Source organism: Enterococcus sp. AZ035 (assembly GCF_050548325.1).
GTDB lineage: Bacteria > Bacillota > Bacilli > Lactobacillales > Enterococcaceae > Enterococcus > Enterococcus faecalis.
Genome location: NZ_CP172958.1, coordinates 2,137,071 through 2,163,992, shown reverse-complemented (window position 1 = coordinate 2,163,992; position 26,922 = coordinate 2,137,071). Strand labels below are relative to the sequence as shown.

At 37.0% G+C, this 26,922-nt stretch carries 21 protein-coding genes; 17 read left to right on the top strand and 4 right to left on the bottom strand.

Features of this window, described 5'->3' with window-relative positions:
• The first annotated feature begins 1 nt into the window (after window position 1).
• From IGL32_RS10275 to elrE, 8 genes are all read left to right on the top strand, one after another.
• The gene (locus tag IGL32_RS10275; RefSeq protein WP_033627038.1) at window positions 2-3,139 is read left to right on the top strand and encodes an SbcC/MukB-like Walker B domain-containing protein; all 3,138 of its coding nucleotides are present in this window, start codon (window positions 2-4) and stop codon (window positions 3,137-3,139) included.
• A 19-nt stretch (window positions 3,140-3,158) separates the two neighbouring features.
• Window positions 3,159-6,356, top strand: a complete 3,198-nt coding sequence (locus IGL32_RS10270; RefSeq protein ID WP_002362298.1) for a DEAD/DEAH box helicase — start codon at window positions 3,159-3,161, stop codon at window positions 6,354-6,356.
• Between the two features lie 67 nt (window positions 6,357-6,423).
• Window positions 6,424-7,329 (top strand): Rgg family transcriptional regulator ElrR, encoded by a 906-nt coding sequence (gene elrR / locus IGL32_RS10265; RefSeq protein WP_002385708.1) that lies wholly within the window; start codon window positions 6,424-6,426, stop codon window positions 7,327-7,329.
• Between the two features lie 189 nt (window positions 7,330-7,518).
• The gene (gene elrA, locus IGL32_RS10260) at window positions 7,519-9,690 is read left to right on the top strand and encodes an enterococcal leucine-rich protein ElrA (RefSeq protein WP_002387175.1); all 2,172 of its coding nucleotides are present in this window, start codon (window positions 7,519-7,521) and stop codon (window positions 9,688-9,690) included.
• A gap of 3 nt (window positions 9,691-9,693) precedes the next feature.
• Complete coding sequence (gene elrB, locus IGL32_RS10255) at window positions 9,694-10,062, top strand: LPXTG anchor domain-containing protein ElrB (RefSeq protein WP_002356469.1); 369 nt, start codon at window positions 9,694-9,696, stop codon at window positions 10,060-10,062.
• Window position 10,063: 1 nt separating this feature from the next.
• A complete protein-coding gene (gene elrC, locus IGL32_RS10250; protein ID WP_002385709.1) occupies window positions 10,064-10,846 on the top strand; it encodes a WxL domain-containing protein ElrC in 783 nt (260 codons plus the stop codon).
• 39 nt (window positions 10,847-10,885) lie between these two features.
• Window positions 10,886-11,662: a WxL domain-containing protein ElrD gene (elrD, locus tag IGL32_RS10245; RefSeq protein WP_002362542.1), complete on the top strand. Its 777-nt coding sequence runs from the start codon at window positions 10,886-10,888 to the stop codon at window positions 11,660-11,662.
• 74 nt (window positions 11,663-11,736) lie between these two features.
• Entirely contained in the window at window positions 11,737-12,762 is a 1,026-nt protein-coding gene (elrE, locus tag IGL32_RS10240; protein WP_002387174.1) for a transmembrane protein ElrE, read from the top strand.
• A gap of 38 nt (window positions 12,763-12,800) precedes the next feature.
• On the opposite strand, the gene IGL32_RS10235 is transcribed toward elrE, so the two are convergent.
• Window positions 12,801-13,514, bottom strand: a complete 714-nt coding sequence (locus tag IGL32_RS10235) for an HAD family hydrolase (RefSeq protein WP_002387173.1) — start codon at window positions 13,512-13,514, stop codon at window positions 12,801-12,803.
• A 327-nt stretch (window positions 13,515-13,841) separates the two neighbouring features.
• On the opposite strand from IGL32_RS10235, the gene IGL32_RS10230 reads away from it, so the two are divergent.
• The gene (locus IGL32_RS10230; protein WP_002387172.1) at window positions 13,842-15,557 is read left to right on the top strand and encodes an ABC transporter ATP-binding protein; all 1,716 of its coding nucleotides are present in this window, start codon (window positions 13,842-13,844) and stop codon (window positions 15,555-15,557) included.
• A gap of 42 nt (window positions 15,558-15,599) precedes the next feature.
• Here IGL32_RS10230 and trpS read toward each other — a convergent pair whose 3' ends face one another.
• Window positions 15,600-16,610 (bottom strand): tryptophan--tRNA ligase, encoded by a 1,011-nt coding sequence (gene trpS / locus IGL32_RS10225; RefSeq protein ID WP_156210107.1) that lies wholly within the window; start codon window positions 16,608-16,610, stop codon window positions 15,600-15,602.
• Between the two features lie 360 nt (window positions 16,611-16,970).
• On the opposite strand from trpS, the gene spxA reads away from it, so the two are divergent.
• The 4 genes from spxA to pepF all read left to right on the top strand — a co-directional run bounded on the left by spxA (window position 16,971) and on the right by pepF (window position 21,501).
• Window positions 16,971-17,369, top strand: coding sequence for a transcriptional regulator SpxA (gene spxA / locus IGL32_RS10220; RefSeq protein WP_002356477.1), 399 nt, complete (start codon window positions 16,971-16,973; stop codon window positions 17,367-17,369).
• 342 nt (window positions 17,370-17,711) lie between these two features.
• The gene (locus IGL32_RS10215) at window positions 17,712-18,374 is read left to right on the top strand and encodes an adaptor protein MecA (RefSeq protein WP_002356478.1); all 663 of its coding nucleotides are present in this window, start codon (window positions 17,712-17,714) and stop codon (window positions 18,372-18,374) included.
• 89 nt (window positions 18,375-18,463) lie between these two features.
• Entirely contained in the window at window positions 18,464-19,642 is a 1,179-nt protein-coding gene (locus IGL32_RS10210; protein ID WP_002387170.1) for a competence protein CoiA, read from the top strand.
• A gap of 47 nt (window positions 19,643-19,689) precedes the next feature.
• Window positions 19,690-21,501, top strand: a complete 1,812-nt coding sequence (gene pepF / locus IGL32_RS10205; protein ID WP_016622211.1) for an oligoendopeptidase F — start codon at window positions 19,690-19,692, stop codon at window positions 21,499-21,501.
• A 91-nt stretch (window positions 21,502-21,592) separates the two neighbouring features.
• On the opposite strand, the gene IGL32_RS10200 is transcribed toward pepF, so the two are convergent.
• Window positions 21,593-22,252: a ClpXP adapter SpxH family protein gene (locus IGL32_RS10200; protein WP_002368840.1), complete on the bottom strand. Its 660-nt coding sequence runs from the start codon at window positions 22,250-22,252 to the stop codon at window positions 21,593-21,595.
• A 63-nt stretch (window positions 22,253-22,315) separates the two neighbouring features.
• Entirely contained in the window at window positions 22,316-22,894 is a 579-nt protein-coding gene (locus tag IGL32_RS10195; RefSeq protein ID WP_002356483.1) for a CYTH domain-containing protein, read from the bottom strand.
• Window positions 22,895-23,090: 196 nt separating this feature from the next.
• Between IGL32_RS10195 and IGL32_RS10190 the strand changes: the two genes are divergently transcribed.
• The 4 genes from IGL32_RS10190 to mgtE are packed head-to-tail and all read left to right on the top strand — an operon-like array spanning window position 23,091 to window position 26,868.
• Window positions 23,091-23,765 (top strand): GTP pyrophosphokinase, encoded by a 675-nt coding sequence (locus tag IGL32_RS10190; protein WP_002356484.1) that lies wholly within the window; start codon window positions 23,091-23,093, stop codon window positions 23,763-23,765.
• 12 nt (window positions 23,766-23,777) lie between these two features.
• On the top strand, window positions 23,778-24,575 hold the full coding sequence (locus IGL32_RS10185) for an NAD kinase (protein ID WP_002356486.1): 798 nt from the start codon (window positions 23,778-23,780) through the stop codon (window positions 24,573-24,575).
• A gap of 7 nt (window positions 24,576-24,582) precedes the next feature.
• On the top strand, window positions 24,583-25,476 hold the full coding sequence (locus IGL32_RS10180) for an RluA family pseudouridine synthase (protein ID WP_002356487.1): 894 nt from the start codon (window positions 24,583-24,585) through the stop codon (window positions 25,474-25,476).
• 30 nt (window positions 25,477-25,506) lie between these two features.
• Entirely contained in the window at window positions 25,507-26,868 is a 1,362-nt protein-coding gene (gene mgtE, locus IGL32_RS10175) for a magnesium transporter (protein WP_002362548.1), read from the top strand.
• Window positions 26,869-26,922: the final 54 nt, after the last annotated feature.

The window sequence follows — 26,922 nt, the reverse complement described above, 5'->3', positions numbered from 1 at the left end:
GATGAAACCATTATCTTTAACATTGAAAAACTTCGGACCGTATATTAATGAAACCATTGATTTTACGAAGTTTGAAGATTCTTCACTTTTTCTAATTAGTGGAAAAACAGGGTCTGGGAAAACAACGATTTTTGATGGAATGAGCTATGCTTTGTTTGGTGAAAGTTCTGGGAAATTACGTTTAGGCAAAGAAATGCGTTCCACATTTGCTGACCCCTCAGAAGCCACTGAAGTTACTTTGCTTTTTAAACATAACGAGTATCTCTATGAACTGAACCGCCTTCCCGAACAAGAACTTTTTAAAAAACGTGGCACAGGAGTCCGTAAACAAAGTGCCAAAATTTCTTTAATTGTCAAAGATGCTCAAGGGAAAGAACTACGAGCCTATTCTAAAAGACGCGAAGTGGACGAACTCATTCAAGAATTATTGCATTTAAATGCCAATCAATTTGCTCAAATTGTATTGTTACCACAAGGAGAGTTTCGGACTTTTTTAATTGCTAAAAGTGATGAAAAAGAAAAGGTTTTGCGTAATTTATTCGGAACAGAATTGTATCAGTTGTTCAGCGAAAATTTAAAAGAACGCTTAAAAATTGCCAATCAAGAGATTCAAGAAACCCAGCAAAAAATTGAACTGAAAACAGAACAGTTGCATTGGTCAGAAGAACCTGAACCGACAATGACACTTTTTGAAAAACTTCAATTATTAGAAAGCCAACAACAAGAGGCTCAGCAACAACTATTAGTTGAAAGAGAACAAATTGCAACCTTAAAACAAGCCAAACAAGCAAAAGAGCAAGTTCGTTATGCTATTGAAGAACGACAAAACTTGCAACAGCAAAAAGAAGAATTACTGGAAAAGAAAGCAAAACAAGCTGAACAGGAAACCGTCATTGAGCGGTTAAAGGAACAGATTCAGCAATTAAAATGGAGCCAAAAACAGCAATCTTTAGCTGAAAAAGTCTTTGAAAAACGAAGCGAAAAACAACAAAAAGAGCAAGAAACAAAGTCCAAACAACAAGCTCTTATGGAAACGCAACAAGCATTGACAGATTGGCAAGCAATCCTGAGTGAGTTGGAAGAACAACAACCATTGATTGCTGAAAAACAAGAACATCTTCAAACGATTCAACGTCAATTACCACAATACCAAGAATATGAACAGTTAGCTCAACGAAAAATAGCAGAACAAGCCAATTATCAAGCCATTCAAAAAGAGTATGAATCTTGCCAACAGGAAAAAACAACATTAGTGGATAAAGTGGCGACAGCCAAACAATTTATTGAACAAGAAGGAACACTTGAAAAAGCAAATTTTGAATGTTCTAGTGTAGCAGATCATTGGCAAAATTTTGTAGAACGTTGGCAAAAAAATCAAAAAGCTTGGCAAAAAATTAGTCAAAACCAAGGGGAATTGCACGAGTTGACACAACGGTTTGCAGTTGAACAGCAACAAAAAAGCGCCGAAGAAACGAAGTTGCAGACAAAGAAAAGTCAATGGGCCTCTTTACAAATCCAACGATTAAGCTTGTTACTTGAAGAGGGGGCACCTTGCCCAGTTTGTGGCTCTTTAGAACATCCAAAGCAACAAACTCATCAAGAAGTTTCCCTAGAAGAGATTGATCAAGTGGAACGGGAATTAACGGAAGTTGAAAAAACGGTTCAACGATTTACTGAAACGCTCTCTGCATTAGGGGCGGAAAAGCAACAGAAAGAAAGCCAATTACAAGAACAGGAAGCTGCGTATACTGAGGAACAAGAACAATTAGCAGCGCAGTTTGCTGACTTGCAGTTGCCGTTAACAGGACTAACTTTTTCACAAGTAACACCTGCAGAAATTGCGGAAGTTGAGTCGCAATTAGCTAAAGAAAAACAACAAATAGCACAAAAACTAACGGAAATTTCAGTCGAAAAGGACCATCTAGCGGAACTAGAAGAACAAGTAGCTGAAAATTCCCAACGCTTTGAAGTGCTCCGACAACAAGTAGAAACAAAGCAACAAAGTCTGGAAAGAATCACTATCCAGCAACAAATGATTGCTAGCCAATTATTGGATGCAACCGTCACATATGAAGAAATGACCAAACAACAAACTTTGCTTCAAGAAGAACTCTCTGCATTTGAACGTCAAAAAGAAAACGTGACGACACAAGGAGAAACCTTGAAGAAAGAAGAAATGATCCTTGAAAGTACGCTGACGCATTTGGAGAAAGAACAACAAACACTTCAACAAACAGTCGCGCAACTTGAGAGTCAGTTAAAGGCAGTTTTAACGGAACAAGGCGTGACAGAGGACCAATTGACGGAGTGGCTGAAAGAGGTACCGACACTAGAAAGTCAGCAAGAACAAATTTCTTTATTTGAACAAGAGCAAACCCAACTGACTATCCAACTCGCTGAAATTGAGAAAAAATTATCTAGTGATACGTTCCCAGAATTATCTTTAATCACCACAGAAATTGAACAAATAACACAACAAATTGAAGAACAAGAAAAAAAATACTATCAACTGCATGAAAAAATGCTGAACAACCAACAGTTGGTTCAAGAAATTAATGCGCAAAGAACAACAATTGAAGACAAGTTTGAGGAAGTTGCTGCACTACAACAGTTGGCAGATACGGTGAATGGCAATAATCCTAAAAAAATTAGTTTTGAACGGTATATGTTACAAACGTATTTAGAAAGAGTGCTGACAGTCGCTAATCAGCGTTTAGACCGCCTGACCAATAGTCGTTATCAATTTGAATTGAATCACGAAGCAGGTAGTTATCGGAATCAAACGGGGCTAGAAATCAATATTTATGATGACAATTCAGGGACGGTGCGCAGCGCTCACACGTTATCAGGCGGGGAAAGTTTTATAGCAGCGTTAGCTTTGGCACTTTCTTTAGCAGAAGTGATTCAAGAACAAGCAGGCGGAGTCTTAATTGATGCGTTGTTTATTGATGAAGGCTTTGGTTCCTTAGATGAAGAAGCATTGGAAATGGCAATGGAGGCGTTAGAAACGATTGAAAATGAAGGCCGCATGATTGGGATTATTAGTCATATTGGCGAATTAAAAGCACGAATTCCACAACAATTACAAATAAAAAGCAATGGGAATGGTCAAAGTACCGTTCACTATCAGCTAGCTTAGTAGAAGAGGAGGTGAGTCGATGAAATGGAGTATTCCAGAGCGAATCGTTGAACAAGGGCGCGAATATATGCAAGAAGGCCGGGTCTTATCTATCGTTCAAAATCCAGAAAAAAGGATCTGGTTGTCTGAGGTTTTAGGGGAAGAACTTTATCTTGTTGAATTGGATGGTACCGCCAAAGAACAAGATGTTTGTGAATGTCAATATTGGATGGAACATGGCTATTGCAAGCATACAGTGGCAGTTGAACTGGCACTGAAACAACGAGGCGTGTCAAGAATTATTCAAGCGAATCAAACAGTCAGTTTTGAGAAAACAAATCGATCAACAGCTGAAATGTTTACCAAAGGCTTTGCCAAATTAAGCAAAGCTTCTGCCGAAGTTCCCTTGCAGCCTTTACGTTTAGAATTTCATTTAGATGTGATTGAAACGAATAATTACTATCCAGAATTATCAACGATTGGTCTTTCTTTAAAAATTGGTTTGGAAGGCACCAAACCTAAAACATATATTGTGAAAAATATTGGTGATTTTTTACAAGCATATGAAAAAGAAATGACCTTTATGGTGAATAAACAACACCAATTTACCTTGCTACATGATTCTTTTTCAATGGAGATTCAAGAAATTTTAACAGAACTTGCGGCAATTTATCATACCAGCCAATTATTAGGTGCAAACGGTATTCAAGTTAAAGGGAAAATCGACAAACGTTATCTATTATTACCAATTGATCGCAGTCAATCGTTAGTTGAAAAAATGAATCGAACGGGTCAGTTTATATTGACCAATCAAACTCATAAGTATCGCTATCTAACGTTCAAAGAAACCAGTTTGCCACTTACGTTTACAGTGCAAAAAACCGAGGAACAAAGCTTCAAATTAACTATTCAAAATCCTATTACAACGTTTCTAGCCCACTATCACTGGGCGATTGCGGATCAAACGGTTTATTTACTAACAGAAGAGCAGGAAGCCATCTACACCACGTTACTTCAATTAATGAAACGCTTGGAAGAGCCGTCAATTATTTATGAAAAAGAAACAGTTTCTGATTTATTTAGTGAAGTGTTACCATTATTGGAAAAAATTGGTCGAGTGTCTGTTGAAGAATCAGTTGAAGAATTAGTCGTCCATCATCCTTTAAAAGCAGTCTTTATTTTTAAGAAAATTAAAGGTCGGATTAATGCTCGAATTGACTATCACTATGGAGAAGTCATTTTCTCGACAAACCCGAAATATGCTCAATTACCTGAAGTCAATCAAGAAATCGTTCGAGATAAAGCAAAAGAAACAGCAATTAAGCAACAATTTCAACAGTTTGCCTATCAGCAAACAACCACAGGCTTTGAAAAAGTCTTACCTGCTGGAGAGTCCTTGTATTATTTCTTTAAAGCCGAAGTTCCAGCTTTCCGTCAATTAGGAGAAGTTCGGATGGGACGGAAATTACGGGAATTGTATTTAGATGCCCAGCATCATCAACCAACGATTGAAGTTGCGGAAGGGGATTCTTGGTTAGATATTCGGTTTGATGTCACTGGCATTGATGAGACCGAAATCGATGCAGTATTGACTAGTCTGCTACGTAATGATGCTTTTTATACGTTAAAAAGTGGTGAAATTCTTGCTTTTGATTCAGAGGAATTTTTCCATACAAGTGCAATTTTAACGAAGCTGCGAAAAAATATGCATCAAGAAGACAATGTCATTCATGTGCCCAAAAACCAAGGCCTCATGATCGAAAGTTTATTAGAAGACAACGAGCGGGCACATTTTTCAGATTCCTTTAAAAAAATGGTCACGGATTTAACGCATCCAGAAAACTTTGAAGCGCAAGTCCCCAAAACCTTACAAGCAACGTTACGCCATTACCAAGAAACAGGTTATAAATGGCTGAAAATGCTTAGCCATTATCAATTTGGCGGTATTTTAGCTGATGAAATGGGTTTAGGGAAGACACTGCAAACCATTACCTATTTACTTTCGGAAAAAGAAGAAGAGCGCTTGAAAGGGACAGCTTTGATTGTCGCACCTGCAAGTTTAACCTATAACTGGTTAGCCGAAGTCAAACGTTTTGCGCCAACCTTAAATGTTCAAGTGGTTTCTGGCAACCGCCAAGAACGAGCAGCGCTTTTACAAAATAGCACCGAAGATATTCTGATTACTTCTTATGCAAGTATGCGACAAGATGTTCAGCTTTATCAGGAAATGCGTGTCGGCTATTTGATTTTAGATGAGGCCCAAATGGTTAAAAATAGTGGAACTAAAACGGCGCAAGCCTTAAAAAGTTTAAAAGTACCGCAACGTTTTGCATTAAGTGGCACACCAATTGAAAATAATTTAGATGAACTGTGGTCAATTTTTCAAATGATCTTACCGGGATTGTTCCCAGGCAAAAAAGCCTTTCGAGAAATTAAGCCGGAAGAAATTGCCAAAATGATTCAACCATTCATTTTACGACGAGACAAGAAAACGGTGCTCGCAGACTTACCAGAAAAAATTGAAAATAATATGTACAGTGTCTTAACAGAAGAACAAAAAACGGTTTATTTGGCCTATCTAAAACAAATGCAAGCAGATGTCAGTCAAATGGATCAGGCGACCTTCAAGAAAAATCGCATGAGTATTTTAGCAGGCTTGACCCGTTTACGACAAATCTGTTGCGATCCACGTTTGTTTATTGAGGATTACACGGGAGGTTCTGGCAAAGTGGAACAAGTCAAAGACTTTTTAGTGGCTGCCAAAGAAAACAATCGTCGTGTCCTATTATTTTCTCAGTTCACAAGTATGCTTTCTATCTTAGAAAAAGAATTGAATGAATTAGGTTTAGAGACGTTCTATTTACGAGGAAGTACGAAGCCTCAAGATCGGTTAACGATGGCGAATGCCTTCAATGAAGGAGAAAAAGATGTCTTCTTAATTTCATTGAAAGCAGGGGGAACTGGACTAAATTTAACTGGTGCAGATACAGTTATTTTATACGATTTATGGTGGAATCCCGCAGTCGAAGAACAAGCGGCTGGTCGGGCACACCGCATGGGACAAAAAAAGGTTGTTGAAGTGTGGCGGATGATTGCAGAAGGAACGGTTGAAGAAAAAATGAATTCCTTACAGCAAGAAAAACGCGAGCTGTTCCAAAAAGTGATTCAAGGAAATGAAGAGCAATTAGCGAAAATGACGGAAGAAGATATTCGCACAATTTTAAGCATTGGAGAATAGCCGTTCAACTTAGTTGCTATCTTATTTAAAGAGAAATGGAGTAATTCGTTTGAAACAAAAAGAATATATGGAATATCGGCCGCTAGGTGAAGAAATTGAACGGATTCGTAAAGGAAAAAATATTCCTCTGCGTGTCTTTGATGAAAATGGTGTTTCTAGTCGAAGTTATCAACGCTTTGTCCAAGGAAATAGTGAATTGCGTATTTCGGATTTAGCCATTATTGTCGAAATCTTGTCTATTTCGCCGATGGAAATGACAGAAAAATTAACGCCAATGTCCAAAACAGTTTTAGCTAAGGAGCAGTTTAATCAAGCAATCTTTAGTAAAAATTTTCAAGAAAGTAGTCGAATCGTTGCAGATTATCGGGCGTATTATGAGAAATCGTCTTTTGCTTTAGGAAAGCAAGAAGTAATGTATTCGATGTTGGCGTTGGAATATCTTTTTAACCCTCAAACAGTTGTGACAAAAGAAGAGATTATTGCATTAGAAAATCAGATTCTGGAACGATTAATTAATGCCGATGTGTATACTATTTTTAATTTGAAATTTTTAGCATTACAAAAAAACGTTGGCTTGCAGCCGTTTCCAACTTCGTTACTTTTTCGTGTACTACAATCTGTCAATGAGCGGGAAATTATTGATATTCGCTCGCTAGAAATTATCGAGCAAGTAATTATTGATTTTTTATTTGCGGCGATTGTCAGCCAAAATGTTCCCCATATTCTTCATGTATTAAGCATGTTTAAAGAATATGAAGTGGGTGAAAATAACTGGCGAATGATCCTCTGGAAAAAAATAGCAGAAAAAATAGAAATGATTTTAACCAATGAAGAAATATTCGCAGATTGGTCAATCTTTAAAGAACAAATCCTCTTATCTATCACATTGTTTTTACCAAAAGCCAAACAAGAATTTTTTGCTGGGCAATTGGAAAAAATAGAGGATAGTTTAAAAGAAATAAAAGAAAACTAGGCATAATTGAGAATTTGTCATAATACATTCTGGTTGTGTTTAGCGACAAAGAGCGCCAAATAGGGGTAGAAAACCCTATTTGGCGCTCTTTGTCTTGTCTATACAAATTAATTTGGACAGTTTGTCGTAATTGAACCCATTTTCAGTTGATATTCACTATAATTAAGAAAATATCAGGAGGTGAAGTTTATGAAAAAAATGTGCATCTCCGCAGTTAGTGCCTTACTTTTGGCTAATAGTTTATTACTTCCTGTAACAACTTTCGCCGAAACGACCGAAACAATCGCATCCTCCAGTGAAGAAAATGTTTCATCTGTTTCAGAAGAAAAGATTCCAGAAACTTCATCGGCAGAAGAGCAAAATTCAGCAACCAGTAGTTCGGAGATTCCCCAATCAGAAGAGTTAACGACTGTTGAAACAAGTGAAGAGCCGCCAAATGAAGCACTAGCGATAACGGAAGCACAACTGATGATGCCCCAATTATACGCAGGTGCTGTCTTAGATAAAGCGACGCCTATCAGTACACTATTTCCTGATCCAGCCTTTGCGGAAAATATCAGAAAACAGTTAAGCAAATCTCGGATCTCTAATACTGTCACCCAAGCAGAATTGGATAAACTGAATAAAGTTATTTTAGAAAATGTCGTTGTTTCTAATGTGGAAGGAGTTCAATACCTAAGAAACTTAGAAGAATTATCTTTTCAAGATTCACTCAATGTAACAGATTTGAGTCCTTTTGCTAAAGGTGAATTTAAGCTATTACGTTTTTTATATATGAGAAACAATAAAATAGCTGATCTTAGTCCGTTAGGTCAAGCAGGATTAATTAATTTAGAAGGCTTGTATGTTGAGAACAATCAATTAACGACATTAAATGGACTTGAAGGAATGGCTGCTTTAAAAAATTTAAGTATCCAAAATACGACAGATCATCCGTCAAAAATCACGCCGAATAATCGAGTAACTTCCTTCGACCCGCTTCGTTCTCTTCGTAATTTAGAAACCATTTGGGCTGCCAATAATCAGATTGCTACTTTAGATGGGCTTACGGAAGCAAATAACCTACTCCGTCTTTATGTGGAAAATAATCAATTAAAAACAATTGCGCCCTTGGCGAATAAGCCACGTCTAGAAGAGTTGAGTATTATGAATCAAACGATTGCTAGTCTGGAAGCTTTAAGCACTGTTCCTAATCTGCGTGTACTGTATGCAAGAAACAATCAAATTTCTTCCTTGTCACCGTTAGAGAAAACACTCAATCTAACAGTTTTAGATGTGGGAGAAAATCAAATTTCAGATATCAGTCCGTTAAAAGGCTTAACGGCCATTACAGGGCTAGATGTATCTAATCAAATGATTATCTTATCTTCTGTCGATTATATTGCTGGGAAACCACTGCAATTAAAAAATAAGGTGGTATCTCGTGATGGTCAACTATTTCCACCGCTGACGATTAGCCCTTATGGAAGTTACGATGCTACAAAAGGACTGTTTGAATGGAATTTACCCAAAGCTCATGAAGGCGTTTCTTATATCTGGGAATCAACAGATAAAGCATACTTAGGGAACTTTTCTGGAACAGTCGTCCAACCTGTCAAAGAAGTTTTCTTAAGTGAAACGAAACTATCTTGGTCAAAAGAGCGTATAGAAAAGTCGATGGAAAAAACAATCGATATTGATGACTTTCAAAAAACAGCCCTGCCTTTTTATTGGCAAGATGTCGATGCTGGGAATAGATTACAATTTATTGTCAAAAAAGAGGGTCAAGAAATCCAGAAATTAGCAGATGAAACAACCACTAATTCTAAAACATTTAAGGAAAAAGCCTTGTTATTACCAGAACTAACTTATGGAAAACAGCAGTTGGTCGTGGAAGTCTATGATAAAGGCTACAAGATTGACGAATTAGCGCTAACAGTCACTGTGGTTGGCTCTGTCAGGTTCAAAACGGTACCCACAGCGATTTCCTTTGGGAATGAGCTGCAAATCGCTAGTAGCACGACCCAATATCCAATTGTTTCCATGGATCAACCATTAGTGATACGGGATACTCGTCAAACGGGGAATAATTGGTCGCTTGCACTAACCGTTACTTCAGATTTCAAATCTGAATCAGGTGCTACGTTGCCGAATATTTTAAAATTTAGAACCAACCATCGCTTACAGGACATTCCAGAAGGCCAATCGATTCTTGTTCACAACCAAGCCAATGGACATCAAGAAACAAATATTTCTGATCAATGGAAAGAAAATGACCAAGAGTTGTTATTATCTGTTCCTGGAGGGACGGCCAAAGCAGAAGAATACGAAGCAAAACTAACTTGGCACTTGATGGACGTACCTGATGGCAGTGCAAAATAGGGGGTGAGTCTTATCAAAAAAATAGTTAGCGGTGTATTGCTATTAGGATTGATTTCATCAGTTGATGTATTTGCTGAAACAAATGCCTATCCGACAAATGCAGAAGTTTCTTTTTATGGCGAGTATGAACCACCAGCCAACAAAGAAAAACCAGATGGTAAGATACCACAGCGTTTCCCCAAGCAGTCGGAAGCAATACCAGCAGTGAGTGGAGAATCATTGAAGCATTCAACAAGTAAAACGGTTGATCAAAAAGGCTCAGGCTTCTTACCTCGAACTGGTACTAAACAGCAACAAATGTTTAATTATCTCGGAATAATAGTCATCTTTATGGCTAGTTTTATTTTAAAAAAAAGAAAGAAGGAACAATAAAATGAAAAAAATTATCTTAGCAACAATCCCAGCTATCACTTTAGGCGTAGCTATTGCACCAGAAGTGAATGCAGAAGAAAAAAACTATGAATCAAATGCTATCGTTGAATTTACACCGGATGCCTCTATCAACAAACCAGTCGATCCAGTGAATCCAGATACCGAAAAACCTGTTGAACCCTTTGACCCAACGACACCAGACACAGGCAATAAGCCAAATGAAGGAACAACTGGTCCACTAAGTATCGATTATGCTTCTAGTTTAGACTTTGGCAAAAATAAAATTTCAAATAAAGATGAAAAATATTATGCAAATCCACAATACTTTTTCTTGGCAGACGGTTCTGGTCCTGATTTGACTAATCCTAAACCAAATTATGTACAAATTTCCGACAAACGCGGAACGAATGCCGGTTGGGCCTTAACAGTTAAACAAGAAACACAATTAACAGCGACAAAAGAAACATTAAATAAAGTTTTAGACGGTTCAGAAATTAAATTAAGTCAAAACAAAGCAGTGTCTAATTCCAAAGCAGTCACACCAACTGCGCATGAAGTAACTTTAGTAGCTGGCGATTCATCAAATGTGATGTCTGCCGCTGAAGGTCAAGGTTCTGGAACTTGGCTTAGTGCGTTCGGTGGGATTGAAAAAGTGGAAGTTGACGGTGAAAGCGTAGATAAAAATACAGCGATCACATTAACTGTACCAGGAGCAACACCAAAAGATGCTGTTCAATACAAAACTGTTTTAACATGGACAATCGCTGATTTACCAAGCGTATAATTATTGAAACTATAACAATAGAAGAGAAGGAGCACTAACATGAAAAAAATGACCATCGCAAGCAGCTTAATTTTAGCAACCATCGCGGTAGGCACACTACCAGTTCAAGCAGAGGAAGTGGCTAATCGCGACACAGATGCTATTGTAAAATTTAAAGCACCAGATGAAAAAGATCCTAACAGCAAAAATCCTGTAGTGGATCCAGAAGACAAAGACGGCAAAGATCCTGTGACACCTATCGACCCAGTAAATCCTGACAAACCAGTTGATGAAGGTTCTACAGGCCCCTTAACCTTGGACTATGCTTCAAGTTTAAACTTTGGTGAAAATATCATCAGCACAAAAGATGAAATCTATTTTGCATCAGCACAAGTTTTAAAAGATAAAAATAATGTTGAAAAAACGGGTCCATTATTTGCTCAAATTACAGATAATCGTGGAACTTTAGAAGGCTGGACTTTATCTGCAAAACAAAATTCTGCATTTACTTCTGCTACAAAAGGTCAGACACTTGAAGGAACTGAAATTGTCTTTCAAAACGCTTCAGCTGTGACAGCAGGACAAAGCGCTGCACCAACAAGTTTAGCGAGCGTAACTTTTGGTACAGTTGGTGAAAGTCATAACGTGATGGTAGCCGCAACAGATCAAGGTGCTGGGAAATGGTCATACTTATACGGCAATGCTAGTTCAATTGCTGAAGTTGACGGCCGTCAAGTAATGAAAGATGTTCAATTAAAAGTGCCAGGTAAATCAGTTAAATTAAACGATGCCTACAAAACAACAATTACTTGGACATTAGCTAATACGCCAGTATAAAAAGAACCTTTTTGGAGAAAGGAAGAGGGGAACTCAGCCTTTCTCCTTTACATAGAAATGGAGTGTAGAGCGAAATGAAAAATAGATATTTTATTCTGATGATCCTAAGTTTTTATTTCTTTGCTTTTGGGATTGAAACCTCAGCAGCAGAATTACGATTTAGTGTTGAAACAGAAATTCCAGAAAACCAAATAGATAAAACAAAAACATATTTTGATTTAATGATGAAACCAGACCAAGAACAAATTTTGAAAGTTCGAGCGGCCAATAGTACAGATGAAAATTTAGTGATTGATGTTAGTGTGAAGTCGGCCACAACAAACAGCAACGGAGTGATTGAATATGGTGAGTCGTTGACAGCTTTAGATAAATCTGCACCAGCAGATTTATCAGAAATCATTCAACTGAAAGACGGCGGTGAGAGTGTTGAATTGCCTGCTAAAAGTGAAAAAGCAGTTGAATTGCGAGTGAAGATGCCTAAAGAAGAGTTTTCAGGGCAACTAGCGGGCGGGATCACGTTTAGTGAAAAAGTCGATGAAACGAAAGACAAGCAAAAAGAAAATACAAACGGCTTAGCAATTGAAAATCGCTATGCCTATACAGTAGCTGTTTTACTTCGAGAAAATGAAACAGTTGTACAACCAGAATTGTCTTTAGAGAAAGTTGAACCGACACAAAGAAATGCGCGCAGTGTTATTTCTGCAACACTGTTAAACCATGAAGCAGCCTATCTTCAATCAATGAAAGTAACGGCAAATGTTAAAAATAAGAAAACAAATAACGTTATTTTAGAGAAAGAACAAGAAGATATGCAAATGGCGCCCAATTCAATTTTTAATTTCCCTATTCCTTATGAAGAAAATGAAATGGAAGCTGGGACGTATGTATTGGCAATGACTGTGGAAGGCTCAGGAAAAAAATGGCAATTTACGAAAGAATTTACGATCTCAAAAGAGGAAGCAAAAACATTTAATGAGAAAGATGTAACCGTCAAAAAAACGGAATCTAAACTTATTTATCTCTTAATCGGTTTATTGATCCTTTTACTGATAATCTGCCTGTTCATCATTTTACGTCTGAAAAAACAAAAAAATAAATAAAAAAAAGCCGTTCTTCAATTTGAAGAGCGGCTTTTTTTTTAAAGATTAAATAATTTCTCCACAGTCGGACAAAGTTCGGTGAAACAAGTGACTTCTGCAAGGTGTGATGCAGGTTGGCAACTTGGTAGTTCACGAGAGCGGTGGTTAAACCAAAGAGAATGCCAGCCACCATTACGTGCGCCTACAATATCATTGTCATAACTATCACCAACATATAAAGTATGTTCAGGTTCCATACAAAATTGATTACAGGCTAAATCAAAAATTTCCTTTTCAGGTTTTTGAAAACCCGTACTTTGAGAAATAATGATATTTTGGCTTGGAACCCATTTTTCAATATTCAATTGTTTAACTTTTTTAAATTGATGGTCTGTTGGACCATTTGTAATAATCCCCATCGGAATTTCTTTCTCTTGTAAAGTATCAAGAAGCTTAGTAACTTCTGGATGCATCGTAATATTATCCAATTCTTCTTCATAAACTTGTTGGAAAATTTTTCCTTCTTCTTGTGAAATTCCTGGATAGTTTAGATCCTTTAATGTTTCATTCATCCGGAAAAACCGCATGAAATCTAGGGACCATTCATTGGCTAAAACTTTCGGAAACGTTTCATCGCTGTGGTGTCTAAAACGAAGATACAATTCATGCATATCCTCTGTCGCAACGTTTGGGAAAATTTTAGTCATCGCATTTCGAAAGGGTTGTTGCTGATCGTACAGCGTGTCATCAACATCAAAAACAATGGTTCTCATTTAACAAGTGCACCTCTTAACTTTTTTACAAAACTTTTCATATGTTATATTGTAGCCGATATTTTCACAAATAAATAGAGTATTTTTCACTGTATTTCAAGGTTTTGTACAGAAATCAAAGCCTTGCGGGAAAAGACAATTATAGTTATTTTTACCGAAAAAATGGAAACGATAAATGAAAAAATATTCTGATAATGAAAAGTTTGTGAAAATGATTTTGAGTCAAAGTTACTTAAATAACACATGTTCTGATAGAAGTTAGAATTTTGCAAGAGACAGTCTTTTTCCGTATAATGAATGAGAATGAAGGGGGAGAGTTAGGGAGTTATGTTAAAGCGTTTTTTTGGGTATTATCGGCCGTATCGTCGATTATTTATTTTGGATTTTGGGTGTGCCGTTTTTGCGGGGCTGTTAGAGTTGGCTTTTCCAGTAGCAGTCAACCAAGTAATTGATAAGATTATGCCAAAAGGAGATTTTCGCCTCATTGCATTAGCTAGTGCGGGCTTATTTGCATTTTATATAATCAATACGTTTTTACAATTTATTGTGGTTTATTTTGGTCATATGTTAGGCGTGAATATTGAAACAGATATGCGTGAAGAATTATATCAACATCTGCAAACACAACCGTTTGAGTATTATGATAATCAAAAAACAGGGAAATTAATGAGCCGTTTGACCACTGATCTTTTTGAAATTTCGGAAGTGGCGCATCATGGTCCAGAAGACGTCTTTATTACGATTATGACGTTAGCAGGTTCTTTTTTATTAATGTTAACCATTCACGTGAAATTAGCCATCGCTACGTTTATTTTATTGCCATTTATCACGATTGCGCTAGGCTATTTTAATAAAAAAATGACAAAAGCGAATACGGATATTTACGATAATTTAGGTGAATTTAATGCTGGGATTGAAGCGTCAGTAAGTGGGATACGTGTCACGCAATCTTTTGCAAATGAACCGTTTGAACGAAAACAGTTTAATTATTTAAATCAAATGTATCGAAAATCGAAATTATATTTTTATAAGGTGATGGGTGTCAGTTCCGCCTATAATTACTTATTAATTCGTCTGATAAATTTATTTTCATTAATTTTTGGTGCGTATTATACAATTAAAGGAGAAATTACAGAAGGTCAGTTTGTAGGATTTATTTTATTAGCCAATATTTTTATTCGGCCGATTGAAAAAGTCAACAATATGATTGAAAGCTATCCCAAAGGATTTGCTGGCTTTAAACGTTTTACGGAAGAAATGGACAAACAACCGTCCATCAAAGATTTGCCAGGAGCTGTTGCTGTTTCACATTTAGAAGGAACGATTGCCTATAAGGATGTTTCATTTGCTTATGAAGATGGCACAAAAGTTTTAGACCATATCAATTTAAAAATTCAACCTGGTGAAACCGTTGCTTTCGTTGGACAAAGTGGTTCAGGAAAAACGACCTTGTGCAATCTGTTGCCTCGTTTTTATGAAGTCAGTAGTGGTGAAATTACGATTGACGGTAGAAATATCCAGAAAATGACCTTGGCTTCATTACGTAAGCAGATTGGAATTGTTCAACAAGATGTGTTTTTATTCCCTGGAACATTACGAGAAAATATTGCTTATGGGAATTTAAATGCTACAGAAATAGACATTCAACAAGCGGTGAAATTAGCACATTTAGAACATGTAATTCAGCTAATGCCAGATGGCTTGGACACAATTATTGGCGAACGTGGCGTGAAATTATCGGGCGGTCAAAAGCAGCGAGTGGCAATTGCGCGAATGTTCTTGAAGAACCCGCCGATTTTAATTCTAGATGAAGCGACTTCTGCATTAGATACAGAAACAGAGCAAGTGATTCAAGAGTCATTAAACTCGTTAGCTGACGGGCGAACAACATTAATTATTGCCCACAGACTGGCAACGATTAAACATGCTGATCGAATAATCGTAGTGAGTGACCAAGGAATTTTAGAAGATGGAACACATGAAACTTTGTACGCGCAAAGAGGCCACTATCGTCGCTTGTACGATGCTCAATTTAGAACATAAAAAACCCGCGAATAAAACTTCGCGGGTTTTTATTATGTTTAGTTAGCGCCGAACTTTTCTTCCCAAACCAACAGCATTTTTCATTCGTTGAAGTGTTTTGTTGGCTACCAGGCGAGCGTTTTCTGCGCCCTCATCTAAAATCATATCTAATTCTTCTGAAGCTAGAAGCTCTTGGTAGCGCACTTGAATAGGTTCTAATAAGGCAACTACTGCTTCTGCTAAATCTGCTTTGAAGTGTCCATAGCCTTTGCCTTCGTATGCTTGAACAAGTTCCTCAACAGTTTGACCTGTCGCAGCAGAATAAATATTTAGTAAGTTAGTAATACCAGGCTTTTCTTCTTTATTATATTCAATTACACCAGTTGAATCAGTTACAGCAGAGCGGATTTTTTTGCGAATCACTGCTGGCTCATCAAGCATTGAAATAAAGCCCTTCACATTTGTATCGGACTTACTCATCTTTTTCGTTGGTTCTTGTAAGCTCATAATTCGACTACCTTGCTCAGCGATTTTTACTTCAGGAATCGTTAAAATTTCTTGATTTTTTTGGGCGTAACGTTTGTTGAAGCGTTCCACAAAATCACGTGTTAATTCTAAGTGTTGTTTTTGATCATCTCCGACTGGCACTAAGTCAGCGTTGTACAACACGATATCACCAACCATTAATGGAGGGTATGTTAAAAGACCAGCGCTTACGCCAGCACGACCATTTTTTTGCGATTTATCTTTAAATTGTGTCATTCGCTCTAACTCACCAATAGAAGTATTGCACTGAATGATCCAACCAGCTTCTGCATGGGCACTAACTTCAGACTGTATGAAAATTGTTGCTTTTTGTGGGTCTAAACCAACCGCTAGGTAAAGAGCTGCTAAACTACGAATTTGCTGGCGTAGCTTTTGCGGTTCTTGGGGAACGGTAATGGCATGTTCATCCACAATACAAAAATAACAATTGTATTCATTTTGTAATTCGATAAATTGTTTCATTGCACCAATGTAATTTCCGATTGTCGGAGTACCACTGGGCTGAATACCAGAAAAAATTGTTTTCATTAAATAACCACCTGACTTTAGACTTAAGATAGTGAATAGTTCTATTATACATTTTATTAGAAAAAAATACATGGGAACTTCTTGAAAAAATCACCAAGAGAAGTAAATTATAACAGCAACCATAAAAATAGAAAACTGTATTACTTTTTTACAGAATCATAACGAATATCCATAAAATTTCATAAAAATTAACCCTAATTTTACACGGATGTAATGAAGGAAAAATAAACAAAGTTAATAAAAAATGTTTAAAAACCCCTAGTATTTTTATTAGAAATTAGGTATACTGGTTTTAAATAGAGGAACAGTAAAGTTCCCTGTTTCAGAAACGCGATGATTCGCGAAAAGGAGTGATGCACAATGTTGACACTTTATACTTCCCCAAGTTGCACGTCATGTCGTAAGGCTAGAGCCTGGTTGCAAGAGCACGAAATTCCTTTTAAAGAAAGAAATATTTTTTCTGAACCTTTAAATATTGAGGAATTAAAAGCAATTTTAATCATGACAGAAGATGGAACAGAAGAGATTATCTCTACTCGCTCTAAAGTTTTCCAAAAATTAAATATGGATTTGGACGAGCTTCCACTTCAAGATTTATTAGAGTTGGTTCAAGAAAACCCTGGATTGTTGCGTCGGCCAATTATGATTGATGAGAAAAGATTACAAGTCGGTTTTAACGAAGATGAAATTCGTCGATTCTTACCAAGAGATGTTCGACAACTGGAATTGCGCCAAGCACAATTAATGGCAGGTTTATAAAAAATATAAAATTTTGTTCTTTATTTGTTAATTGTAATAAAGAACGATTCATATGAATTTAGGGCCAGGGATTTTTATCTCTGGCTTTTTAATACATATTTAGAACTTGTATTCATTTGATTTGGCAGAACGTAGTCAAGGAAAAATAATATCTTTTTTAGAGAGACTGCGTTAAGATGAAGAGGTAGAAGGAGCGAAAAACCAATCGTTAAAAAAGTTCAAAGTTTATAAAATGTTCGCTAGTTTCCGATGATTTACAGACTTTCCACTTTACTTTTGTGCAGTTTTCGCTACAATGAACGTAAGAAGTTTCCTGATTGAAGCAAAGAGAGGTGTAGCGCTATGGAAATGGAACATATTAATGAAAATACGATTCGTGTGTTAATTGGCAACGAAGACCTGGCGGATAGAGGGATTACTTTTCTTGACTTACTAGGAAACCACAAAGATGTTGAAAATTTCTTTTATAGTATTTTAGAAGAAGTTGATGTCGAAGATGAATTCCAAGGTAGTGAAGCAGTCACTTTCCAAGTCTTGCCTAAAAATGATGGCTTAGAATTGTTTATTAGTAAGAATGTCGCTATGGACGACTTGTCTTCCTTAGAAGGTCTGAGCGAAGTCAATGCAGATGTTAGCGAATTGATTCGCAAACAAATTGAAGCAGACAAAGCAGCCGCCGATGAACTTGACGAGATGGAAGCCACAGATGAAACAAACAGAAATGTAATCTTTGAATTAGATAATTTTGAAGCGATGATTCAATTATCCAAAGAAGTCTTCATGCAATCTGTTTTGACTAACTTATACACGTACAACGATCGTTATTACTTACAAGTTTTGTTCTTAACCGATGAATTAGAAAAAACAAATGTTGACAATGAAATTGCACAGATTTTAGAATTTGCTCATAAAACAACTGTCACTCAGGATACTTTAGTCGAATATGGCACTTGTATTATGGAACGCAGTGCATTGGAATTAACACGTTATTACTTTAATGATTAAGCAAAAAAGCAAAAACTTTCGAGTTTTTGCTTTTTTTTTGGATGAAAATTAAGAAACTTTGCGTAGTTTATTTATGAGAGGTGAAAATCATGTTAACAGCTTTAACGGCAGACAACCAAGAATTATTTTCTTTAATCGATTGCTCGATTGATGAATTAACACAGATACGAAGCGAACAAGCTTTTGTGTGTCCAATGTGTCATCAATCGGTCATTTTGAAGGCAGGCCCCATTAAAATACCCCATTTTGCTCATCGTAAAAAGAATAGTTGTTGGTACGAAGCAGAAGCTGAAACAGAAGAACACCTCCGCTTGAAGCAGCTTTTTGCGGAAAAGTGTTTACGCGAAAAGCTGTCCTTCCAAGTTGAGGCATACTTACCCACCTTGAAGCAACGCCCAGATTTACTCATTGGGAAGATAGCCATTGAAATTCAATGTAGTCCATTGCCAATTAAACGTTTGGTAGAACGGACGGAGACTTATCAAACTCATGGCTATCAAGTTGTTTGGATTTTAGGTGAACGATTAGTGCCTAAAGACAAGCTCACGCAATTAACGAAACAATTCCTTTACTTTTCGGAGTCCTTGGGATTTTATTTATGGTCGGCCAATAAGAAGCAAGAACGAATAGAATTACTTTGTCATATTGAAGAGAGTCAATGTCAACAATTTTATAGAAGAAAACAATCATGGGATTTTTACGAAAAACAATTACTAGAAATCTTCCGACTACCGACCGCTAATTTAAATTTACTGCCAGATAGACGGCACACTGGCCAATTGATGCATGATTATTATCAAAAATTGACGCAACAACTTGGTTACAGAAATGCTCAGTTGCTTAGAACACAAAGCTTTTTATACACGAAAGGTTGTCACCTTCTCCAGTTACCTCCTTGGTTTTACTATCCTGGATTGAAGCTAATACCTTCTTCTGAAGAAGATATTCATTTAAAAATGCTTGTTTGGGAAGCACTAAAAACCGAAGAAGAGCGTTTAGTGACCAAACAGGAACTATGGCGTATCTTGGAAGCTATTTTTTTGGAAGAAGGGAACTTTGTTTGGCAGCCACTGCCGAATATTGGCTTAAAAAAGCTTTTTAAAATTGTGGGAAATAACTTATTGAGATGGTTACAAGAATGTTATGTGTTAATTAAAGTAAACAATAAGTACCTAATAACTAGTATTTTCCTAAGAGAAGATCCTGAAAAGCTCATTCATTGGCTAAAAAAAGTGAAAAAACAACATTTTTTTAGTCACACGTGTTAAATTATGATAGTATAATGAGTAAAACGTTTCTTAAAGGAGAGTAAACTATGAGCGAAATTAAACAATTACCAACACGTGATGAAGTTCCAACTCCATTGACTTGGGATTTAACCAAAATTTTTAAAGATGATGCTGCTTTTGATGTTGCGTATAATCAGTTGATAGAAGAGCTAAATCAAGCAGAATCATTTAAAGGTACCTTAGGGAATGGTGCAGAAGCTTTTCTAGCTGCGTTAGAATACGTTTTAGATGTCTATCGAAAAGTGGAAACATTATATGTCTATTCTCATTTAAAAAATGATCAAGACACTACAAATACAGCTTACCAAGCTTTATATGCCAGAGCTAGTTCTTTATATGCACAAGTTAGTGAAGCTGTTTCTTGGTTTGACCCAGAGGTTTTAACATTAAGTGATGAACAAATCTGGGGATATTTTGAAGAGCAGCCGAAATTAGCTGTTTATCGTCACTATATTCAAAATATTTTAGATGAACGTCCCCATGTTTTATCGATGGAACAAGAAGCTTTACTGGCGGGGGCTAGTGAAATTTTTGGTGCCTCAAGTAATACATTTTCAATTTTAAATAATGCAGACTTAGAATTTCCAACTGTGCAAAATGCTGAAGGCGAAACGATTCAACTTTCTCATGGCGTTTATGGTCAGTTAATGGAAAGTGTCGATCCATCTGTTCGTGAAGCAGCATTTAAAGGTTTGTACAAAGTATACAAACAATTTAGAAATACATTAGCCTCAACTTTAGGTGCACATGTTAAAACACATAATTATAAAGCAAAAATTAGAAATTATGATTCTGCTCGAGCAGCCTCTTTAGCAAGTAATCATATCCCTGAAAGTGTTCACGAAACATTAGTAGCTGTAGTAAATAAACATTTACCTTTGCTACATCGTTATGTAAAATTAAGAAAAAAATTATTAAACGTAGAAGAATTACACATGTACGACTTGTATGCGCCTTTGCTAGGTGAAGCACCAATTCGTTACAGCTATGAAGAAGCAAAAGAAAAAGCAATTGAGGCTTTAAAACCACTAGGTGAAGACTATTTATCTATTGTTAAAGAAGCTTTTTCAAGTCGCTGGATTGATGTGATTGAAAATCAAGGAAAACGAAGCGGCGCATATTCTTCAGGAGCTTATGATACAGCCCCATACATTTTAATGAATTGGCATGATAGTTTGGATCAACTATTTACATTAGTCCATGAGATGGGCCATAGTGTTCATAGTTACTATACAAGAAATAATCAGCCGTATGTTTATGGCGACTATTCAATTTTCTTAGCTGAGATTGCTTCAACCACAAATGAAAATATTTTAACAGAATATTTATTACAAACAGAAACAGATCCTAAAGTACGTGCGTATGTCTTAAATCACTATTTAGACGGCTTTAAGGGAACCATTTTCCGTCAAACGCAATTTGCGGAATTTGAACATTTTATTCACACGGAAGATGCTAAAGGCACGCCATTAACAAGTGAATATTTGAGTGAGTATTATGGCGAGCTCAATGCTAAATATTATGGACCAGAAGTAGTTAGAGACGAAGAAATCAGTTACGAATGGGCGAGAATTCCACATTTTTATTACAATTACTATGTTTATCAATATGCAACTGGCTTCTCAGCCGCTTCGGCATTGTCTAAACATATTTTAGCTGGAGAAGAGGGAGCTTTAGAGAATTATCTTAACTACTTGAAAGCAGGAAGTAGTGACTTCCCAATTGAAGTGATGAAAAAAGCGGGCGTGGATATGACACAAGCCGCGTATATCGAAGATGCAATGAAAGTTTTTGAAGAACGTTTAACGGAATTAGAAGCTTTGGTTGAAAAATTATAGACAAAAAAGTGGGATATAAGTCCAGATGACTTATATCCCACTTTTTAACTCTTAAGATAATTGGTTAACAGCTTTCGTCGCAGCATCTTTTTTATAATAAATGTAAATGTCCATTTGGAAAATGATAATTGGAGCGACGTTTAAATTCAAAGGTTGCGTCACCTTGGTTCAGCAACGGTTCGTTATGTGGATGAACACGACAAAGTTGTTTAATTTCATCCATGTTTTCAAAATTTTCGACTAAAATGCCGAAATCGTTCTCGCAAGTATAGTTGTAAACGACTGCGGTAGGGTGTTGTTTAATCCCCATTTCTCGAGCAACTTTTTGGTCGGTTTGGAAAGATTCTTTGACAAAATCGGATTGTCGGTCTTTACGATACATATCAATATCCCCGCCAGCCGCTAGAAGTAGTTCTTCTGATAACTCAGGAGAGTAAGCTAGACCGTCTTCAGCTACTGCTTTTTGTAAGCCAATCAACAATTGTCGGCCTTTTTTTCGGCCTTGTAACTGTGCTGCTTTATAGTCAAGAGCGGCTGAGTATAAATCTTCAAAAATTCGATTCCGTCGTTTAATGTCATTAATCGGAATATGTTGACGACTCAAAAATTCATTGATCGTTTTCATATTTAATAAAGGAATAAAGCGCAATTGTATTTTCTTCTTGTCGTTAACAGACAATTGTATAATTTCTTTTTCAATTTCTAAACAGACGCCGCCTAAAGGATTGACGAACAAATAAATTTCAACCATTCATACTTCCTCCAATGCCATGCTTTTTCAAATACAGGTGCCAGAACGTCAGTGCTTCGAATACTAAGGGGCAGTGGTCCGCATCATGCGTTGAATCTTGTTAGGTGCAAGCGTAATGGGAATGTTCAAATCAGCCATTAATGTTTGAAACGCTTGCTTGCCGCTTTCAGCTTCAGTAACTTCTAACTCTAATTCAAAATCGTGCTGTTGGTTATACCAACTTTCGTCTAACGCAAGTAGTCCTTGAGGAATTTGTTTTTCTGCACGTGCTGTTTTTAATGAACCAATTAAATGGATCGAGGCGATTTCAATACCTAATTCTTGTAATTTCTTCGCCACAGCCCCCTCAGTAGGGAGGTGATTCCTCTTGATAAAGTGGTTCGCCGTCTCAAGCGATAAAGGGTCATTGATTTCTAATAATCCTTCTGGCGCAGGAACTTTTAAGGTTAACTCACCACGATCTGCTAATACGCGAATTCTTAAGCCCATTCGTTGTGCTTTTAATTGAAAATCGTCCGTATCAAAATAATGATTTGTTTGCGTAAAAAAGTCCGTTTTTTGAATAGCAAAATGGTCGATTAATCGTTTGAAATCTTGCGGACTAACTAATGTTTTAAATTCAATTTCTAAGTGCTCACTCATGGGGTTCTCTCTCTTTCTTAAATCACTCCAATTTTCACATATTATATAGGTTTCCGTCAAGAAAAGTGGTCTTCTCTGTGAAAAATTTTTCTAATGAAAGGCGTTTGGAAATCAAATAGCGAATAACACCCTATTTTAGGGAGGACTGTGGTAAAATAATCAGTGAATGAAATTCAAGGAAATTGAGGGATCTACCATGGAACGAGAGTGGGAGCTGTTTTTAGCGCCATATGAACAGGCGGTCAGCGAATTAAAAGTAAAACTACGAGGTATTCGTAAACAATTTCGGGAGCAAGATAAACACATACCAATTGAATTCGTTACAGGACGTGTGAAACCAGTAGATAGTATTTTGACAAAGACGGCTATTCGGCATATTCCTTTAAATCGGATTGAAGAAGAAATGCAAGACATTGCTGGTTTGCGGATTATGTGCCAATTTGTGGAAGACATTTACCAGGTAGTCGCACTTTTAAGAAATCGTAAAGACTTAAAAATTGTGGAAGAACGGGACTACATTGAAAATAAAAAAGAAAGTGGCTATCGTTCGTACCATGTGGTAGTGGAATATCCTGTGCAATTAGTCACCGGGGAAAAGATTATTTTGGCCGAAATCCAAATTCGGACACTCTCCATGAATTTTTGGGCAACGATTGAACATTCTTTGAATTATAAATATCAAGGTGTCTTTCCTGAAGAAATGAAAGAACGCCTTCAGCGAGCGGCAGAGGCAGCCTATTTATTAGATGAAGAAATGTCATCTATTCGTGAAGAAATTCAAGAAGCACAACATTACTTCTCTCATGGCCGTGGATTGCTAGAAAACGAATACTATAAGCAAATTAAAAACGAAACACCAGAAAATCAGTAAAGGAGTCTGCTTATGAAAGTGGCGATTGTTCATAACTCGGAAGAAAAATCGAAACAAGTCACAAAACAACTGACAACACTATTAGAGCAAAACCAAATTCAAATAGACAATCGTCAACCTGAACTTGTGATTTCAGTCGGCGGAGATGGTACGCTTCTTTCCGCTTTTCATCGATTTAATCATCTGTTAAACGAAGTAAGTTTCTTAGGTGTACATACCGGACACTTGGGTTTCTATACAGATTGGCGTGATTATGAATTAAAAGAACTAGTTGAGAGTTTGTGTATTCATCGTGAAAAAAGTACGAGTTATCCATTATTAGATGTGCGGATTCGGTTTAGAGATGGGAAACCAGATAAACATTTTTTAGCATTAAATGAATCAACAATTAAACGAGGAAACCGGACGATGGTGGGCGATGTGTTTATTAAAGATGAACTGTTTGAACGATTTCGTGGTGATGGGTTGTCGATTTCGACCCCAACCGGCTCTACTGCGTATAATAAAAGTATTGGTGGGGCTGTTTTGCATCCTAGCATTAATGCGTTTCAGTTAACCGAAATCGCCTCCTTAAACAATCGTGTCTTTCGAACATTGGGGTCACCGATTGTAATCGCACATACGGAGTGGCTGGAGATTAAATTACAGGAAAGTGATGATTATTTTGTCACGGTGGACCAATTAGATATTTATCAAGAAAATATCGCTTCTGTCTGCTATCGAATTGCAGACGAACGGATTCATTTTGCCTCTTATCGGCACATGCATTTTTGGCATCGAGTGAAAGATGCCTTTATTGGTGAGGATTAATTAAACGATGGAATTTCAATGGACATATGACAAAGAAACAACACAACAAGTGAAATATTTTTTAAAGGAACAAGGTGTTTCAAAAGGGTTATTAGCAAAGGTGAAATTTCAGGGTGGTAAAATTCAAGTGAATGGGACCGTTCAAAATGCCATCTATCCTTTACAAACTGGCGATGTCGTTAAAATGACGATTCCAGATGAAGCGGAACATGAGACATTATTAACAGATGATGAACCGATTGAAATTGTGTTTGAAGATGATCATTTTTTAGTAGTTAATAAGCCTGCTGGCATTGCCTCGATACCTGCTCAGTATCATCCTTCAGGAACGATGGCGAATCGTGTTAAGGGCTATTACAAGCGTCAAAATTACGTGAATCAAGTTATTCATGTCGTGACTCGTTTAGATCGAGATACTTCTGGGCTGATGTTATTTGCGAAACACGGCTTTGCTCATGCTTTAATTGACCAAGAATTACGAGAAAAAAAGGTGACAAAAATTTATTATGCCCTTGTTGGTGGAGCGATTGAGCAGTTAAGCGAGCATCAATTGATTGAAAAGCCAATTGGGCGCGACTTGTCCTCTTTATTAAAACGCCAAGTTATCGAAACAGGTCAATTTGCTAGTACAGAATATTGGCTCGCAAAAAGAGGAGCCCAAGCAGCAGCTGTGCGCATTCAGCTCCATACAGGACGAACACATCAAATTCGGGTACATTTTGAAGCAATTGGCTGTTCATTGTTAGGGGATGAGATGTATCATGGAAAGATGGATCAAGGAATTGAGCGGCAAGCGTTGCATTGCATGGAACTAATTTTTACTCATCCTTTTACCAAAGAAACGGTTCATCTGATTTCCCCACTAGCGGAGGATATGAAAAGTGTAGATGATACGTTATAATAATAAAGAGGCAGGAGGGGAAAGTGTAAGATGAATGAAGGCCAAGAAATGGAAGAGCAATTTGCCCTTCTTTTAGAAACGCTAAAAAATCAACAAATGAACGAATTTCGTGAGCTATTTTTAGCGTTACACATTTATGAACAAGGACAATTTTACCAATCGTTAGATGAAAAAGACCGACAACATTTATACAATTACCTATCTCCGAAAGAACTAGCGGATATGTTTGATGTTATCGAAGAAGATAATGAGAATATGAAAGATTATTTAGCTGAAATGCGCCCAAGTTATGCAGCCGATATGTTAGCTGAGATGTATACCGATAATGCGGTGGATTTACTAAATATGTTAGATAAGAGTCAAAAGGCGAAATATCTTAGTTTGTTAAGTAGTGAAGAAGCAGGCGAAATTAAAGAGTTACTTCATTACGAAGATGAAACTGCTGGGGCGATTATGACCACCGAATTTGTTTCGATTGTGGCGAATCAAACAGTGCGTTCTGCGATGTACGTCTTAAAGAATCAAGCGGACATGGCGGAAACAATCTATTACGTTTACGTAGTCGACCAAGAAAATCATTTAGTCGGCGTTATTTCGTTGCGGGATTTAATTGTTAATGATGATGATACCTTGATTGCTGATATTTTGAATGAACGGGTTATTTCAGTTCATGTTGGCGATGACCAAGAAGATGTCGCGCAAACAATTCGTGACTATGACTTCTTAGCTGTGCCAGTTACAGATTATGATGATCATTTGTTGGGGATTGTAACAGTTGATGATATTATTGATGTTATCGATGATGAAGCCGCTAGCGACTACTCTGGTTTAGCCGGGGTCGACGTTGAAGAAGTTAGTGAGAACCCTTTAAAAGCCGCTTCTAAACGATTACCTTGGTTAATTACGCTGCTGTTTTTAGGGATGTCTACGGCCTCGTTAATCAGTAATTATGAGTCGTTAGTTAGCGAAGCGAGTATTTTAGCCGTTTTTATTTCTTTAATTACCGGAACAGCCGGCAATGCCGGGACACAATCATTGGCGGTCGCGGTACGCCGTTTGGCTATGAAAGATGAAAAGGATAGTAATTTTGGTCGCTTAATCTTAAGTGAAGTGCTCACGGGACTAGTGACGGGGGCTGTGACAGGTTTAACCATTATGATTGTGGTTGGCGTGTGGCAACATAATCTTCCGCTTGGATTTGTGATTGGGATGGCAATGCTCTGTGCAATTACTGTGGCGAATTTAGCAGGGAGTTTAATCCCAATGTTAATGGATAAATTAGGGTTTGATCCCGCAGTTGCCAGTGGCCCGTTTATTACTACCTTAAGTGATTTAACCAGTGTATTAATTTATTTCAATATTGCCAGCATGTTTATGCGTTATTTTGTTTAAAAAATTGCACTTATTTATCATGAGACTGAGGTAAAAGGATTCGTTGGTTTGCTT